This is a genomic window from Brasilonema bromeliae SPC951 (genome assembly GCF_012912135.1).
In the GTDB taxonomy this organism is placed as follows: Bacteria; Cyanobacteriota; Cyanobacteriia; order Cyanobacteriales; family Nostocaceae; genus Brasilonema; species Brasilonema bromeliae.
Genome location: NZ_QMEB01000035.1, coordinates 18,552 through 33,471, shown reverse-complemented (window position 1 = coordinate 33,471; position 14,920 = coordinate 18,552). Strand labels below are relative to the sequence as shown.

Here is a 14,920-nt window from a genome sequence, read left to right as displayed (position 1 = left end):
TTTTGTAACTTAGTTTACAGACAATATAGTAAAATTTATGTCTGTGTTTCCGAAAGTGCATCGATACCGTTTTCGTTTATTACTGTTAACTTTTTCGCTAATAACAGTGTTGTTGCTTGGAGATAAATTTTCTTATAGCCAGATAACAACTTCTTCCTCATTGTTAGATTCACAAAAAATCACAGTTTCTCATAAAAAAGAGCGTATTTCATTGACTGAGAATGTTCAGAAAACACTGTTGGACAATGGTCTAACTGTCTTGACTAGGGAAATTCACTCCAGCCCGGTGGTGACTGTACAGGTCTGGTACAAGGTGGGATCACGTAACGAAGAACCTGGATTGAATGGTATTGCCCATCAATTAGAGCACATGATGTTTAAAGGCACAAAAAATCGTCCCATTCAATTTGGACGGTTGTTGAGTGCTTTGGGCAGTGACTCAAATGCTTTCACAAGCTATGATCAAACGGCATACTACAATACCGCACAAGCTGACAAGCTCACAGCCCTGCTGACGCTAGAAGCAGATAGAATGCAAAATGCTCGGATTGATCCGACAGAACTTGATCTGGAAAAACGAGTTGTGGTTTCCGAGTTGCAAGGTTACGAAAATAGTCCTGACTACCGCTTAAACCGGGCGCTGATGCGGGCGGCTTTTCCCAATCATGCTTACGGGTTACCTATTGGTGGAACTGAAGCTGATGTCCAAAGATTTGATTTGGAGCAAGTCCAGAAATACTACCGCAATTTTTACAGTCCTGACAACGCTGTTTTAGTGATTGTTGGAGATTTCCAATCTGAACCAACCCTTGAGGCGGTGAAAGAGATTTTTGGGAAAATACCTAAAACTCAAGAGTCAACACTCAAAAGTCAACACTCAAAAGTTTTACAACCCACGCCTGTCACCCCACACTTCTTACCAATTGTTTTAAAGGAATCAGGCGCAGCAGCATTGGTGCAAGCTGTCTATCCCTTACCAGATGCAAAGAGTCCGGATGTGCCAGCATTAGACCTGATGGATCGGATTTTAACAGACGGACGGAATTCTCGTCTTGAGCAAGCATTGGTGGAATCAGGTTTAGCAACTGATGTTTCCGCTTCTGTGGTTAACTTAATGGAATTAGGCTGGTATGAGTTGTTAGTCACAGCAGATCCTGATCAAGATTTGAAAAAAATTGATTCAGTTTTAAACAGTGCGATCGCCAAACTCATAAATAAAGAAGTCACAACAGAAGAACTCAAGCGAGCAAAGGTAATGTTGGAAGCATCTGTTCTTTTGAGTAACCGTGATATCACAAGTTTGGCATTGCAACTGGGTAATGATGAAACAACTGCTGGTGATTATCATTATACAGACCGCTACTTGGCAGCTGTTCGCCAAGTGACAGCCCAAGATGTCCAGCGTGTGGCAAAAAAATACCTGAAACAAGAAGCACGGACAGTGGGCTACTTTAAGCCGACTCAGGTAAAGGGAAAGGGGAATGATCCTAAGAAGATCAACAACTCCAAACGCAACACTGAAAATTTTGCCACATCAGCATCTGTGACGACAGAGGAAGTAACAAAGTACTTACCTCCAACAGATAGTCGTAGTGTTCCTACAAGTCATACCTTACCAGAGCAATTTACATTATCTAATGGTTTACGAGTATTGCTTGTGCCCGACAAGAGTACTCCCACGGTGACGCTTTCTAGCTACGTCAAAGCTGGTAAGGAATTTGATCCACAAGATAAAGCTGGATTGGCGTCTCTTGTCGCCGAGAACTTAATGAATGGGACGAAAACAAAGGACGCTTTGACTCTTGCAAAAATTTTAGAAGATCGAGGAGCAAGCCTTCATTTTGATGCGTACCGAGAAGGTGTGCGCATTGAAGGTGATAGCTTAGCAGGTGACTTAAGCGTTCTGATTCAGACTTTAGCAGATGTGGTCAAAAATGCTTATTTCCCAACAAAAGAGTTAAAACTGACTAAAAAACAAGCATTAACCGCCCTAAAGCACGAATTAGATGATCCTTCAGAAGTTGCACAAAGAACATTTGTACAGTCGATTTACCCCAAACAACATCCTTTACATGTCTTCCCTACAGAGCAAAGTTTACGACGGATTAGCCGCAAGGATGTTATTGAATTTAAGACAAAACATTATCGTCCCGATACGATGGTGCTTGCACTGGTAGGAGATTTTGCTTGTGATCAAGTCCAAGCACTCATCTCAAGTGAATTTGGTCACTGGAAAGCCACTGGTTCACCACCAACATTAAAGTATCCAACAGTCTCTTTGCCAGAAAAAGTTATCAATGTTAACCCAGTGCTTCCAGGTAAAGCCCAAGCTATTACCTATATGGGAAACACTGCGATTAATCGCAAAGACTCCCGCTTTTATGCAGCTTTGGTGTTGAATCAGATTTTAGGTGGCGATACTCTATCAAGTAGACTGGGAGCAGAAGTGCGCGATCGCCAAGGGCTAACCTACGGAATTTATAGCAGTTTCGTTGCTGGAAACAATTCCGGCACATTTTTGATTTCGATGCAAACAAGTCCAGAAGATACTCGTGAGGCGATCGCCAGTACCCGTGAACTACTCAAAGAAATCCATCAAAAAGGCGTCACAGAACCAGAAGTAGAGACAGCTAAACACATCTTGATCAGCAACTACATCGTATCTCTGGCAAACCCAGAAGAATTAATCGATCAAATCCTGATGAATGAGGTGTACGGACTAAATAAACAGGAACTACGCGATTTTACCGAAAAAATTCAAGCAGTTCACTTTGAACAAGTTAATCAAGCCGCTCGTGAGTTACTGTATCCAGATAAAATTGTTGTAGTGACAGCTGGACCTGCTGTAGATACAGAGCAAGGTAGCATAAGTCATTAGCGAACAATCATGAGTCATGAATGATGAGTCATGAGTACAAGACTTTGGACGAAAATTTCATGACTCATCCAGTTAATTTTTTTTCAGATGATAAACTTTGTCACAAAAATTTATAAACTTTTCTATCAATTTGCCCTCCTGTCTCCTCTAGTTCCCCTACGTTGCCCGATAGCGGGACACACACCAAGCGGGTATGACAGGAGAAAATGTTATCATTAATTAATAATAATTTCCAATTCAAATTTTTTAATTGTTTAAAATTTTGTTAAAAATTCTATGATAGATAAGAAGCTTGTTGAAAGAGTGCAGCAAGTCTGCTTCATCCTTTTATGTCAGATACCAGGACGCTACTCATCATTGATGATTGTGCACAGGATCGAAGAATCTATCGGCGATATCTTTTGAAAGATCCTCACCAGTCCTACCAGATTTTGGAAGCAGAGTCTGCTAAGGATGGACTTGCCTTGTGCCAAAAAATACTCTGTGATGTCATTCTACTCGATTTCTACCTACCTGATATGACTGGGCTAGAAATTCTTGAGCAACTAACGCGGGAAAGATTGGATACTGCGGCATCAGTGATTATGCTGACAGGCCAAGGTGATGAAGCGGTCGCTGTACAAGCGATGAAAAAGGGTGTCCAAGATTACTTGGTCAAGCAACATCTCAAACCCGATGTGTTACAGTTGGCAGTTCGCAAGGTGATTCAGCACTCGGACTTGCAAACCGTGCTGACCAAAACTAGGGAAAGACAGCGCTTCATGCTCAAACAAGCAGAACTGCTTGCTCAAACTCAAGCAGCTTTGAGAAAGGAACAGAAACTGAACGCATTTAAATCCCAAATGATGACAACAGTTTCTTACGAGTATCGAACGCCATTAGCTTCTATTCTTGCTGCAACATCCACACTTAAGCAACATGGCGTGAAGCTCGATGAATCTAAACAAGAGAAGTTCCTACAAATTATTGAACACAAAGCTCGCTACATGGCTAAATTGGTCGATGACTTGCTTGTGTTTAACCAATTTGAGTCAAACAAAGCCCAGTTTAAGCCCCAGCCACTCGACTTATACCACTTTTTTTCTGGCTTGATAGAAGAGCAGCAGGAAAAATTAAGCGATAGCTATGCTGCTGCGCAAAGCGCAGATCGCCATCATTTAGTCTATGAGATAACTGGCAATTACAAGGGGTTCTGGGGTGATGGAGGACTCTTGCGGCAAATTTTTGTTAACTTAATATCTAATGCGATTAAATTCTCCCCAGATGGAGGTGAGATAGAGTTTCATCTGATTGGGGGTGAGGAACAAGTTATCTTTTACGTTAAAGACAAAGGTATTGGTATACCTATAAACGAGCAAGAAAACTTGTTTCAAGCTTTCAGTCGTGGGAGTAACGTTGACACAATCCCTGGAACAGGTTTGGGGCTTGCTATTGCGAAAGTTTGTGTAGAGTTACATGGCGGTGATATTACTTTAGAAAGTCAGGTGGGCAAAGGAACAAGGGTAATAGTAACTTTACCAAAGCGATCCTCAGTTTAACCAAAAGTTACCCGTACCAATATAGTGACATCTCCTACACTCCTGCTCAAAAGTGAGTGTAGGCTTCCAAGACAATCCGGCGATAGCTTCGCTTGCCTCACGCGCAAAGCGCACGCACTCGCGTTCGGCAGATCGCGAAGGTAGGTTGTTGGCTTTATTCTCGGCTTTGTTTGCTACTATAGCCACCTATTTAAGTTATTGCTTTACATTATGATCACGGACTTTTTTGAGTTCTTGTTGGATGATGGCTTTTCTACCATCATCAGTTGCGAGTTCCAACGCTTTGAGGTAATTAGCCTCAGACAGGTCGTATTTTTTCTCCAGACTGTAGAAATAACCCAAAAGTATGTAATCATCGTTGGTTGCTTTTCCTGAAGCTTTCAGCGCTTCAAGTTTTTTAATTGCAACGTCATTCGTGACATCATTAAGTTCAAGATCAATAATTGGAATGGGAGGAGCAGGACGTCGAGTACATGGAAATGTGCCACCGGGTCTAGAACAAGGTCTGGGTGGTCTAGGTAGTCCAGGTGCATCTCCAGGTTCAGGTTCGTTAATTACATATGTTCCACGTTCAGGGTTCTGCTTTGCGTAGGCAATGTTTGTATTAATTACGAGAAATAGTGATGTCAGTGTTAATGCAAATGCTATGGTATGTGAGCCTTTAAGCATGGTCAATTCTAAATATTTCAACTTTGACGAGAATTTATTCAATGCTTAAAATTCAGATTCCGGAGATTATTCAAATAATTTAAATATATTTAGCGATATAAATGCATCAATCGGCTACATTCTGAGGCGTTGACGTGCATCCTCAATCCACTTACGCTCATCAGGGTGGTCAGAGTCCCCAAGTTCAAAGCATTTACGCCATTCTGTAAGAGATTTTGACTTTAAAGCTTTAGCTTCGAGAAGTTGAGCTAATAAACAGTGGGGGGAAGCAGACTCTTCTTGTAAATCAATAGCTTCATCTAGGGAAATTTCTGCTTGCTCATAGGTAGCTTTTCCCTGTCGCGCTAGCTCGAATTGTGCCCAGCCCAAATTTTTAAACATACCATACTTTTCTCGATCTGTAAGACGCAGTTTTAAACCCTCTGAAATTATGTCAACAGCTCGGGAGTATCTTTTATTAAGAATGTGTAGGCGAGCTAATTCACTATATGCTTGAGGAAACTTATGGTCTTTGGCAGATTCGTAATTATTGGAGGCGTTATCAAAATCTTGCAGGTCTTCGTAAATTCTTCCTTTGGTATAAAGAGCTTCTGGATAGGCTGGTTTAATTAAGAGTGCTAAGTCATAAACCTGTAAAGCAGTTTGTAGATGATCGTCAGCGTAAATTTGGAACGCTATATTATTTAACAAAATTGCTAGAGGTCCTGGAGTTAAAATAATCGTAATCGCACCCATCGTTAAGCTTGCAATCATTGAGGCAAAGGTAAGACGCGCGCTGCGCTTGGCTTTTCGTTGCGCCTCAACGAAATTCTGCTGCGCTTGTTTCTCTTGCAGCAAAGCGATTTCCGTTCTCTGCTGCACCTGCGTTAGTTCCAACTCTTGGCTAGCAACCAAAAACTGATAATCCTTATCACTCAAACTTCTTCCATTCGCCCACGCCAAAGCGAAGCCTAAATCATCCCCACGCAATAAATGCGACGTATCACGTCCTGAAGCTTCCCAAGCGGCAAATGCTTCAGCATATGGTCTCATATTTTGTAGTTCCTTTTCTACCCAAGTGTTATCAAAAACTGACTGGTAGATGCGGTTATAAACTCTTAATTTACCTTCTTGCTTGATGACTAAACTCGATAACCGCAATTTCATGATTTCTGGACTGTCATCAACAGCTAATTCTCCAGCTTGTAAAACTTTTTGATACATCCCCAGCGACCAACAAGCAAGTTGCTCGTTGTTGAGAATGCGATCGCGTATTGTCTGTAAATGTTGTTGTTTATCTTGCGCTAACCAATTAGAGAGAATGCGCGATCGCACAATTGTGGCAACACAATCTGCTTCTACTCCAGCAGCAATGTGTGACAAGTTAGAAGATACAAGCTGACAAATCCATTGCGTCAGAAACGGTTGCCCCCCAGTCCAGAGCAAAATTTCCTGAAGTACTGCACGGGGATTGCTGCTGATACCAACAAATCCCTTTTCTAGAGGTGTTGCTTCATCCAATTGAAAACCAGTTAATTCAATTGCTTCGCTTTCGATATTAAACGGTGTATTGTCTTTATCTTCAATTAAATCAGCAGGAGTAGCTACCCCCAACAGTGCAAAAGTGAGACGGTTGTATTTGAGTTTATCAGCACGTTTGTTATAACATCCGCGAATCAAGGCAAAAAAATCGTCTTTGAAACTTAAATTTAAAACGCTATCAATTTCATCGGCAAAGATAACAATACTTTGGGGAATTTGTTCTAGTAGTATTTCTTCGATAAACTTAGTCAACCTTAAAGCCGGATGAATTAAACTATGCCCATACCACCAGCTTTCTAAGTCAATCTCTAAATTAAATTCATTTACTAGATAGCTAACAAAACCACCATAAAATTCATCTTCTGTCACTTCATGTAGGCAGAATTCACGCATTTCAAATGCCACGCAAGCAACCCCTTCTTTTTTAAGGCGTGCCATTGTCTGTACGCGCAAACTCGATTTCCCCATTTGTCGGCAATTTAATAAATAGCAAAATTTACCAGTTTTTAACCCTGAGTAAAGTTGAGAATCTGCTCGGCGTACAACATAAGTTGAAGCTGATTCGCCAAGACTTCCTCCTACTTGATACCCATTACTTTGTTTCGAGTAACTCATAATTCTATATACATGAATAAATTTGAGAATCGTAGAGAATCGTAGGTTGGGGAGCGTAAGCTCCAGGAGGGTTTCCCGACAGAGGCGTCTGGCGTTTGAGGAACGAAACCCAACGTTAACAAAATTAAGCATTGTTGGGTTTCACTTTGTTCAACCCAACCTACACACATTTTTGTTTTTTCATATTAATAAAAAGCGCTAACTTCCCAAGCGTTCTTGGAAATATAAACTATAGATTTGATAACGTGACACTACACTATTAGTTTGCAGTTCTACCAAGCCAAAATCATATAATTTTACTGCATCGTCTAAATTTAAATTTGAATTAAATTCAACCGGACTATCTGCTAAAACTATTGTTTTAAATGCTGTTGCTAGTGGGATATTTGCTTGTAAATAACGCCAGTGTCTTTCTAAATGGTTCCGATAAATCCCAGAAGCTGTGGGTGCTGATTGCAATAAACTTTCTAAAGTCATATCCTGGCGCGATACTACCTGTATGGCTTTTGTTGCTAGATAGGGATGTCCTCCTACCATTGCCATTAGTTGTTCAACTTGAGTATTTTTCCAGTTTAATTTATACTGCCGTGACAGAGATTCCACCTCTTCGCTAGTAAAATCTGTTAATTTAATTTCTGTCCCGGCATTAAACGGTGACTGATTAATATTTAGTTGAGTATAAACTTGTGTGTGCAACATCAATAACCGCAATTGTCGCCAAAGAGGTTTAGTTTTTGCGTCTTCGTGCCAAGTTCGCAGCATTCCCAAAAACTCTCCAGCTATTTCCCCATGCACAAAAAGTCTATCTACTTCATCTAAGGCGATCGCAACGGCACTATCTCCTGGTAAGAGATACTTTTCAAAGTAGGTTCGGCATTTTATCTTACAATTACCCAAACTTTTGCGCCAGTGTTCTTCTACAGGTTGCCCTAACTCTAATGTCTCGGCAATACTGGTGATAAACCACTGCAAAAACTTATCTAAGCTATTAAAATCTTCACCTACTGCATCTCGTAAATTTAAAACTACCGTGCGGTATCCTTGTTGTGCAGCGTGGTGCATTATTCGTGACATTAACTCCTAATTATACGTATAGTAATAGTAATTCAAAAATAGAATGTTCTACTAGCTTTTGGCTTACCGGATTTTTTTTAAGTGCTTAACAGTTAATTACAGACCCAAGTTTCCGACTTTTGAAAAAGTCGGAAATCTTACTCCAAATTCGTACCAGCAAAATAATCTTCGGGACAGTGATTAATGTTGCACTGACCCTAATATCAAATTACATGGATTAACTTTGAGATATGTCGAAACGTATAGCTTTTATTAGTTCAATTGGTTCAATGTTAGCAATTTATGCCTTAAACTTGGCTGCGACATTACCTGTTATGGCTAAAACTGACTTGCAAGCAAATCAAGCAGTGGATTCTAGCAACTTTGAGCGTCCTAATAATGCCAAAATTGATAATTCTGCATTTAAGGAAGCTCCAACACCAGAGGTAAATATTGATAATACTCTAGTACAACTTAAGAAGCAAGAACCTATCAAATTTCAGCCTTTTGAGTTGAAAGACCCAGAAACAGGTAAAGAGGTTTCCGAAGATACAATCCTCACATTGCCTAATGGTGAAAAAATACAAGCTGCAGAATACTATGCTGAAATTAATCGCTTGGAACAGCAGTTTAACGAACTAGGATATTCGCTTCGTTCTCCTGAAAAGGAAGTAACGTTGCAGGAATCTAATATAAACCAATCTACTTTAGAAAAACAGGCAGCAGAGATTGATCAGGCGCATCAACCAGAGGATAGTGCTAAAGCAGCACTAAGAGAATCGCTCGAACCAAATAAAGTACTCGACTTTATCAAACAGCGACTAAATCAAGAAACCGAATTAGCTCCAAGTAAAACTAACAACAACGAATTGCAAAAAAGTTTATCGAAACAAATCAAAAGCGATGCCATAAACAAAGGTCTGCGATTTCCGTTTCCTAGAACTAAAACTATCCTCAAAACCTTCAACCTGGATACAGGAGACCCAAAAATCATCGCAGCTTACATCAAAGGCAAAATGGAACTAACAGCTTCACCTCTTTCTTCCAGTGCTTATGCAGAAGCCAATGCTGGGGGTTACATGTTCAACAATCACGCTGACTTGTTACGGGCAACAGCAAGCTTAAATGCACCTGCATCTGGTAACCTTACTACCAACATGAATTTATTCGTGCATGGAAACAACGTTTATAACTTCCAAGATGCACGCCAAGCTTCTTTGCAACTTGGTGATAAGTACTCTCGCTCTTTAGATAAAGAAGTTGCAAATTTTGGCTTTTCCCTTGGTCCTGTTTCAATGAAAGGTAAACTTGGAGTACAAGGTAGTGGTGGATTTACTTACAATTTGGTTGCGTCCCCTAAATCTGCTTATGCGAAGGTTAATGCGTTCTTAGACACTAGAGGTTATGGTCAGGCAGTAGCAAGTATTAAGGTTGTATCTGCTGGACTTGATGTAGACCTCACTTTCCTAAAAGACAATCTGGATATCAGTGCCTTAGCATTAGTAGATATTGAACCCGGTACTAACAGAGCGTATCTTAAAGCGGACTATTATGCTTTCAACGATATAAAAGCTCTCAACGGTAAAATCTATGGCTATGTCAAAGTATTTGGCAAACAGTTGAAGACCAAGATTTGGGACTGGAATGGCTTTAACAAAAGTGGATATCTATTCAATGGTTCTGAAAAAATATATTTCTAATTGCTAAAAAGAGGTTTTCATTAGCTAACTGCATCCTTAATTAATCATATCAAGTTGCATTTAAGTAATCTAAATAATTAATTATTTGAAGGCAACTTGGCATTATCAAGTGCTTCTACCAAACTACTAAAAACTTCACCTCACACTTTCTTACAATCATCTCTGCAAACTTTAGTGTTAATTGATACAGATTATTATTTACTTTAGAGAACTGCAATATGTCTTTGACAACAAAACATCATTCAACCTTAAACCAAAAATTTTTCCGACCAAAATCTATACTAGCTCTTTCTGGTCTTTTGCTTACACTCGCAGTTCCAACCACCGTTGTATACGGAAAGCAATTAAGTCAGTTGGGTACAGATTTAACTTCTACTATCTTAGCTAAGAACAATACCTTACCCGTTTATCAATTTGCTCCTGGTCAACGCTTTACCTACAAACTAGATTATACAAATTCTTCTAATTCCGACTTGCGGGCTTTGTTTGGAGATTTAAAAACTTCTAATCGCTCTGAAGCAACTAGTATAAACGGTTTTGTAAATACATTTGAAACCAGTGTTAAGGGTGAATTGGTTGTTACTATCTTGGAGCAAAAAGGCTCGTGCTTTCTAATTTCTTATACTGTAAATAATCCCGCAGTTACTTTAAAAGCCAACGGACAAGATGTAACAGACCAAGCTCAACTTATTCAACAAGACCTAAAACGGCAAGTTTTTGCTACTGTCAATTCTCAAGGTAAAATTATCGCAGTGCGATTTGACCCGACAATGAGCGAGGTTGCTCAAAACTTTGCCCGTACATTGCTAGCTACAACACAGTTTGTTACCCCCGATAGCAGCAAAACTTTTGCAAATAAATGGACAAGCCAGGAAGACGACCCTAATGGACATTATATAGCTAGTTATCAAACTGAAGCTGGAAAATACCAGAAAAATAAACTGCGATATCTACAACCACCCTCTAGCAAAAAAGCAAATAATACCCAAGTTCCTACGACGATAAATTCTGAAGGCAAACTTACTGGTGATTTTAACAGTCACGGGGGGTATTTAGTTTCGTTGCAAGGAACAGAGCTACAAAAATTCATCATCGCAGGCAAAAACGTTGGTCAGGCAAAGACGACGCTGAACATGGCTTATACAAATCAAGCTACCTTAAATCCTACAGAACTAACTACCCTGCGTGATACCAATACTAAGCGAGAAAAAGTGGCGCCTGCTATTGCACTGTCTGCAACCCCAACAGAAGCAGAAGTTGAAGCTAAGATTCAGCGTCAAGAATTAGGGGATACCACGTTAGAAAGTTTACTCGCTGACTTGGAAAAAGCAGAAGCATCCCCTGACAAAAACCAGAACAATACACCGTTGTATCTCAAATTTAAGGCACTAATTTATGTGTATCCTGAGTCTAGCGCTACTTTGGGCAAACGATTAGCTGCTGCAAATGCCAAAAGTCTTACCATGCAAATGCTAGCAGGCGCCTTAAGTGTAGTCGGAAATACTCAGGCACAGTCTGCCTTAGTAACCGCTACTCAGGCTCACCAGAAAGACTGGCTTGCCATGTCAATTTTAATTCCTAGCTTGGCAACAGTAAATTCACCTACCCAAGAATCAGAAAATGTGCTGCGTAACTTAGCCTTTAACTCGAAGGAAGAACGCACCGCTTCTACCGCACAATTAGCTTTAGGAGCAATGGCGCGAAACCTTGCTGAAAATTCGCCAGAACGCGCCAATAAGATAGTAGAGCAGTTTGTACAACAGTTGCAAACTGCTAAGAACGACGAGCAAACCAGGCAGTATTTGTTAGTGCTGGGCAATGCTGGTTCTAAGCAAGCATTGAAAGCGATCGCTCAGTTGACTTCTGCTCCTAATCCAAGCGTACGCGCTGCCGCAGTCACAGCTTTGCGCTGGATTCAGGATAACCAAGTCGATACCTTACTTACTAAGGCTTTGTCTTCTGATTCAGATGATGGGGTAAGGCTAGAAGCCACTGTTGCTTTAGGATTTCGCGAAATGAACAAGGCTACTTTCCAAGTGCAAAAGCAGGCATTTCTCTCAGACAATGCCATTAAAGTGCGCCTAGCAGCTTTGAAAAACGTTTGGGAAGCCCATGAAGGTTTCCCCGAAGTTCGCCAACTTGTCAAACAAGCTGCTCAAAACGATGTTTCAAAAGATGTTCAAGAGGCAGCTGCAAGCATCGTGAAGATGTATCCTCAAGGCTACTTTGATAAATAACAAAAATTATGTCTTTTGACGGTAAGTGCCACTTCGATTGGATTTATCAAAGGCTCAACCCTTTAGTGCTTGACTCCAAAACCTATGTTTTGTTTGGTTCGGATAATGGTCAGCCTGGTGGTACCGATCCTTATAACGGCGACACTAATATCAACGAATATCGATCGCTGCTCTGCATTAAAAAGACAGGCGCTCCGGCACCAGAAGGTCTGCCGCCGTCTAGTGTAACACCTGGCGGTGCGACTAAAGCCTCTTGGTCTGGCGGTACAGCGTTGATAATTCCCAATATCCAAGGGAAGCAATTAACGTCTCAAGCAGTTGCAGACAAGATGTGCGACCAGGTAGGACAAATTACTCGTGGTACTTCTGGATATCGGATGGCAGAATTCCATGATGGTACTGGTCCTAACCCTGGATGGAGTTTCTGGGCAGAAGCTTATGGCGAAATAAACGGTTTAGCCCCGTCTACCCGCTATTGGGTTCGTATTAATGACCAACCTGCGAATCCTTGGGGTAATTAACATTAAATAAGTCGGCGCAAAAAATTAAAGGTTTGTAGTAAGCGCTTACTACAAACGAATTTTCAAACTTTACTTTTCTTTACATAGCCCCTGCCTGATTGAATTATCAAACAGGTATGTCGATTTGATTGAGTCAGGGTTTGATCTGTTAATATCACCGCCCTGTATCCGTTACACAAGACCTATTCACAACTATTCATAAGTAGACAAATCTGCTCATGATCTAGTTTGAAGCTTGCTTCCTGCTTCATTCTGGCGATGTCGGCATCAACCAGTCCACAGGCGCGAGAACGGTCTAACTGACCGCTATATGTGTCGAAGTTATTAAAAAACTTCTTTTGAGGCGCTACTAACGACCCTCTGTCTATGGAGCCTGCACTTCGCCTGTGGCACGTTTATCAAACGCCAGTCGTTCGCTGGAAGGTTTATCCTCTGACGGCACGGTTGTTAACCGTTACTAATATCGAAATCATAGCATATTTCCGCAATACCTACTCAAAATTGACTAGTTTTGAAGATAAATGCGTAGGAATTATGTTACAGTTTCCAACCCTGGCATAAAAGTCTATCGCCTGCCGTGCGTGAATTTATTAACCTGGCAGTTGATCGATTTCAGCATGGACTAGCAAAATTGATCGAAAAAATGAAACACCCTAATTATTGAGCGGATACCTTTTTTTGAATATCTTGTTTGATAAGTTCAAGGTCAGTATAAGAGTCAGCAACCCTAATCAGACTTTCATTAGTCATACAACCCAAACCAACAACTTCCACTTTAACTCCTCGGTAGGTAATGTTATCTACAGCATAAGCAAGGTCGCCATCTCCACTCAACAGAACTAAAGTGTCGCAGTACCTTGCTAAGGTCATCATATCGACAGCAATCTCTACATCCAAATCCGCTTTTTTAGAGCCATTAGGGAGCACAATAAGTTCTTTACTCACTACACGATAGCCATTGCGACTCATCCACATCAAAAAACCTTGCTGTTTATCATTCGTGTAATCAACACCTGTATAAAAGTAAGCCCTAAGCAGTTGACGCTTTTTTGTTAGGTAGCGCAGCAGTTTAGTGTAATCAATTTCAAGATTGAGGTGCATAGCTGAGTAAAACAAGTTTGCACCATCAATAAAAATGGCAATGCGCTGGTGTAGCTTGTTGTCTGGATTGTTTTTCTCGCACGGTTGTAAGGTATTTGCGCTTGCAATATCTGGTTTCTCAAATGCAGAAAGCTGTGTCATATTCAACAGTGGCTCAGGCTCCAACTTTAAGCGTCGCTGGTTATTATGCTGAGGTCGTGGAAGTAGCTGCATGGAAATATGACTCCGAGCGTGCGTGATTTTTATTAAAGATAGCGGTGAAAATTATTCGACTCATGAATGAACAGATAGAGAAAACTGACAAATTAATATTTTCTTTATTTTCTACTATGCTTTGTCTTGCAAATCATCTAATTACGTACAATTCTTTACTTTTTGTAATTTTTCTTGTAAAAAAAGATAGAAAACTAAAAGATTGGCCAAAAATCTGTGAAATTGATAGTACGTTTGGTAGTGGGTCGTTCACTGCGCTCACATACATAATCGTTGGGTAAATCCGGATCTAACAAAGCCACCGTCTAGAATTGACGTCCTGCTTGAATCCACGCTTCGGGAGCACGCTCGGGTGCTTGTTTAAAACTCTGACAATAAACCTGACACACAAGTGCGCCCAATTTTGCTCTTTGGGCAATTTTGAGTAAGCTTAGTGAAGGGGTTGAACTTGTGTAAAACTGCAAGACTGCCACGAGCAATCGTCGTGCCCACCTAGGTTGCCTGTGGCGAGCGCTATAGTTTTGTTGACAAAAAAATTAGGCGATGGATGCCCTCTGTTGCTGTCGCATTGTCCATCCTCGCCCAGTTTTACATATTTTTGTGAAAAGCCCAGTGAAGCAGAAATTATACTTAAATACTAGACTTGTGTGGCGTTGTATTAGTTTTATGGAGTAGAGGCTTATGTTTGGATTGGGATGGACGGAAGTAGGTGTGATTGTTTTGGTCGCTATTGTGATTTTTGGGCCCAAAAAAATTCCGGAGTTAGGCAGCGCACTGGGGAAAACTCTGCGGGGTTTTAAGGAGGAACTGAAAAATCCCAGTGAGGATACTAATCCGGAAGAAGAAAAACAATAGTCCTTTGTCGTTTGTCGTT

12 protein-coding genes are annotated in these 14,920 nt (G+C 40.7%); 7 read left to right on the top strand and 5 right to left on the bottom strand.

Annotation, left to right across the window (positions count from 1 at the left end):
- Positions 1–37: 37 nt before the first annotated feature.
- A complete protein-coding gene (locus DP116_RS06975; RefSeq protein WP_169154487.1) occupies positions 38–2,878 on the top strand; it encodes a M16 family metallopeptidase in 2,841 nt (946 codons plus the stop codon).
- Positions 2,879–3,207: 329 nt separating this feature from the next.
- Complete coding sequence (locus DP116_RS06970; RefSeq protein WP_169154486.1) at positions 3,208–4,416, top strand: hybrid sensor histidine kinase/response regulator; 1,209 nt, start codon at positions 3,208–3,210, stop codon at positions 4,414–4,416.
- Here DP116_RS06970 and DP116_RS06965 read toward each other — a convergent pair.
- From DP116_RS06965 to DP116_RS06950, 4 genes are all read right to left on the bottom strand, one after another.
- Positions 4,408–4,602, bottom strand: a complete 195-nt coding sequence (locus DP116_RS06965) for a hypothetical protein (protein ID WP_169154485.1) — start codon at positions 4,600–4,602, stop codon at positions 4,408–4,410. The genes DP116_RS06970 and DP116_RS06965 overlap by 9 nt on opposite strands.
- Before the next feature lie 9 nt (positions 4,603–4,611).
- Complete coding sequence (locus DP116_RS06960; protein ID WP_169154484.1) at positions 4,612–5,085, bottom strand: hypothetical protein; 474 nt, start codon at positions 5,083–5,085, stop codon at positions 4,612–4,614.
- Positions 5,086–5,199: 114 nt separating this feature from the next.
- A complete protein-coding gene (locus tag DP116_RS06955) occupies positions 5,200–7,221 on the bottom strand; it encodes an AAA-like domain-containing protein (RefSeq protein WP_169154483.1) in 2,022 nt (673 codons plus the stop codon).
- Between the two features lie 198 nt (positions 7,222–7,419).
- Positions 7,420–8,295 carry an AAA-like domain-containing protein gene (locus DP116_RS06950; protein ID WP_169154482.1) on the bottom strand — a complete coding sequence of 292 codons (876 nt, stop codon included), beginning with the start codon at positions 8,293–8,295 and terminating at the stop codon, positions 7,420–7,422.
- A 230-nt stretch (positions 8,296–8,525) separates the two neighbouring features.
- On the opposite strand from DP116_RS06950, the gene DP116_RS06945 reads away from it, so the two are divergent.
- The 4 genes from DP116_RS06945 to DP116_RS06930 all read left to right on the top strand — a co-directional run bounded on the left by DP116_RS06945 (position 8,526) and on the right by DP116_RS06930 (position 13,293).
- A complete protein-coding gene (locus DP116_RS06945) occupies positions 8,526–9,974 on the top strand; it encodes a hypothetical protein (RefSeq protein WP_169154481.1) in 1,449 nt (482 codons plus the stop codon).
- Between the two features lie 218 nt (positions 9,975–10,192).
- Positions 10,193–12,211, top strand: a complete 2,019-nt coding sequence (locus DP116_RS06940) for a HEAT repeat domain-containing protein (RefSeq protein WP_169154480.1) — start codon at positions 10,193–10,195, stop codon at positions 12,209–12,211.
- An 8-nt stretch (positions 12,212–12,219) separates the two neighbouring features.
- Positions 12,220–12,732, top strand: a complete 513-nt coding sequence (locus tag DP116_RS06935; RefSeq protein ID WP_169154479.1) for a hypothetical protein — start codon at positions 12,220–12,222, stop codon at positions 12,730–12,732.
- A gap of 366 nt (positions 12,733–13,098) precedes the next feature.
- Positions 13,099–13,293 (top strand): hypothetical protein, encoded by a 195-nt coding sequence (locus DP116_RS06930; RefSeq protein WP_169154478.1) that lies wholly within the window; start codon positions 13,099–13,101, stop codon positions 13,291–13,293.
- 96 nt (positions 13,294–13,389) lie between these two features.
- On the opposite strand, the gene DP116_RS06925 is transcribed toward DP116_RS06930, so the two are convergent.
- The gene (locus DP116_RS06925) at positions 13,390–14,046 is read right to left on the bottom strand and encodes a LabA-like NYN domain-containing protein (protein WP_169154477.1); all 657 of its coding nucleotides are present in this window, start codon (positions 14,044–14,046) and stop codon (positions 13,390–13,392) included.
- Between the two features lie 681 nt (positions 14,047–14,727).
- On the opposite strand from DP116_RS06925, the gene DP116_RS06920 reads away from it, so the two are divergent.
- Positions 14,728–14,901, top strand: a complete 174-nt coding sequence (locus DP116_RS06920) for a Sec-independent protein translocase subunit TatA/TatB (protein WP_169154476.1) — start codon at positions 14,728–14,730, stop codon at positions 14,899–14,901.
- Positions 14,902–14,920: the final 19 nt, after the last annotated feature.

What these genes read in the sequence shown, in the direction of transcription:
- DP116_RS06975 (WP_169154487.1), top strand. Translation starts at nt 38, where the DNA reads ATGTCTGTGTTTCCGAAAGTGCATCGATACCGTTTTCGTTTATTACTG.
- DP116_RS06970 (WP_169154486.1), top strand. Translation starts at nt 3,208, where the DNA reads ATGTCAGATACCAGGACGCTACTCATCATTGATGATTGTGCACAGGAT.
- DP116_RS06960 (WP_169154484.1), bottom strand. Translation starts at nt 5,085, where the DNA reads ATGCTTAAAGGCTCACATACCATAGCATTTGCATTAACACTGACATCA.
- DP116_RS06955 (WP_169154483.1), bottom strand. Translation starts at nt 7,221, where the DNA reads ATGAGTTACTCGAAACAAAGTAATGGGTATCAAGTAGGAGGAAGTCTT.
- DP116_RS06950 (WP_169154482.1), bottom strand. Translation starts at nt 8,295, where the DNA reads ATGTCACGAATAATGCACCACGCTGCACAACAAGGATACCGCACGGTA.
- DP116_RS06945 (WP_169154481.1), top strand. Translation starts at nt 8,526, where the DNA reads ATGTCGAAACGTATAGCTTTTATTAGTTCAATTGGTTCAATGTTAGCA.
- DP116_RS06940 (WP_169154480.1), top strand. Translation starts at nt 10,193, where the DNA reads ATGTCTTTGACAACAAAACATCATTCAACCTTAAACCAAAAATTTTTC.
- DP116_RS06935 (WP_169154479.1), top strand. Translation starts at nt 12,220, where the DNA reads ATGTCTTTTGACGGTAAGTGCCACTTCGATTGGATTTATCAAAGGCTC.
- DP116_RS06930 (WP_169154478.1), top strand. Translation starts at nt 13,099, where the DNA reads ATGGAGCCTGCACTTCGCCTGTGGCACGTTTATCAAACGCCAGTCGTT.
- DP116_RS06925 (WP_169154477.1), bottom strand. Translation starts at nt 14,046, where the DNA reads ATGCAGCTACTTCCACGACCTCAGCATAATAACCAGCGACGCTTAAAG.
- DP116_RS06920 (WP_169154476.1), top strand. Translation starts at nt 14,728, where the DNA reads ATGTTTGGATTGGGATGGACGGAAGTAGGTGTGATTGTTTTGGTCGCT.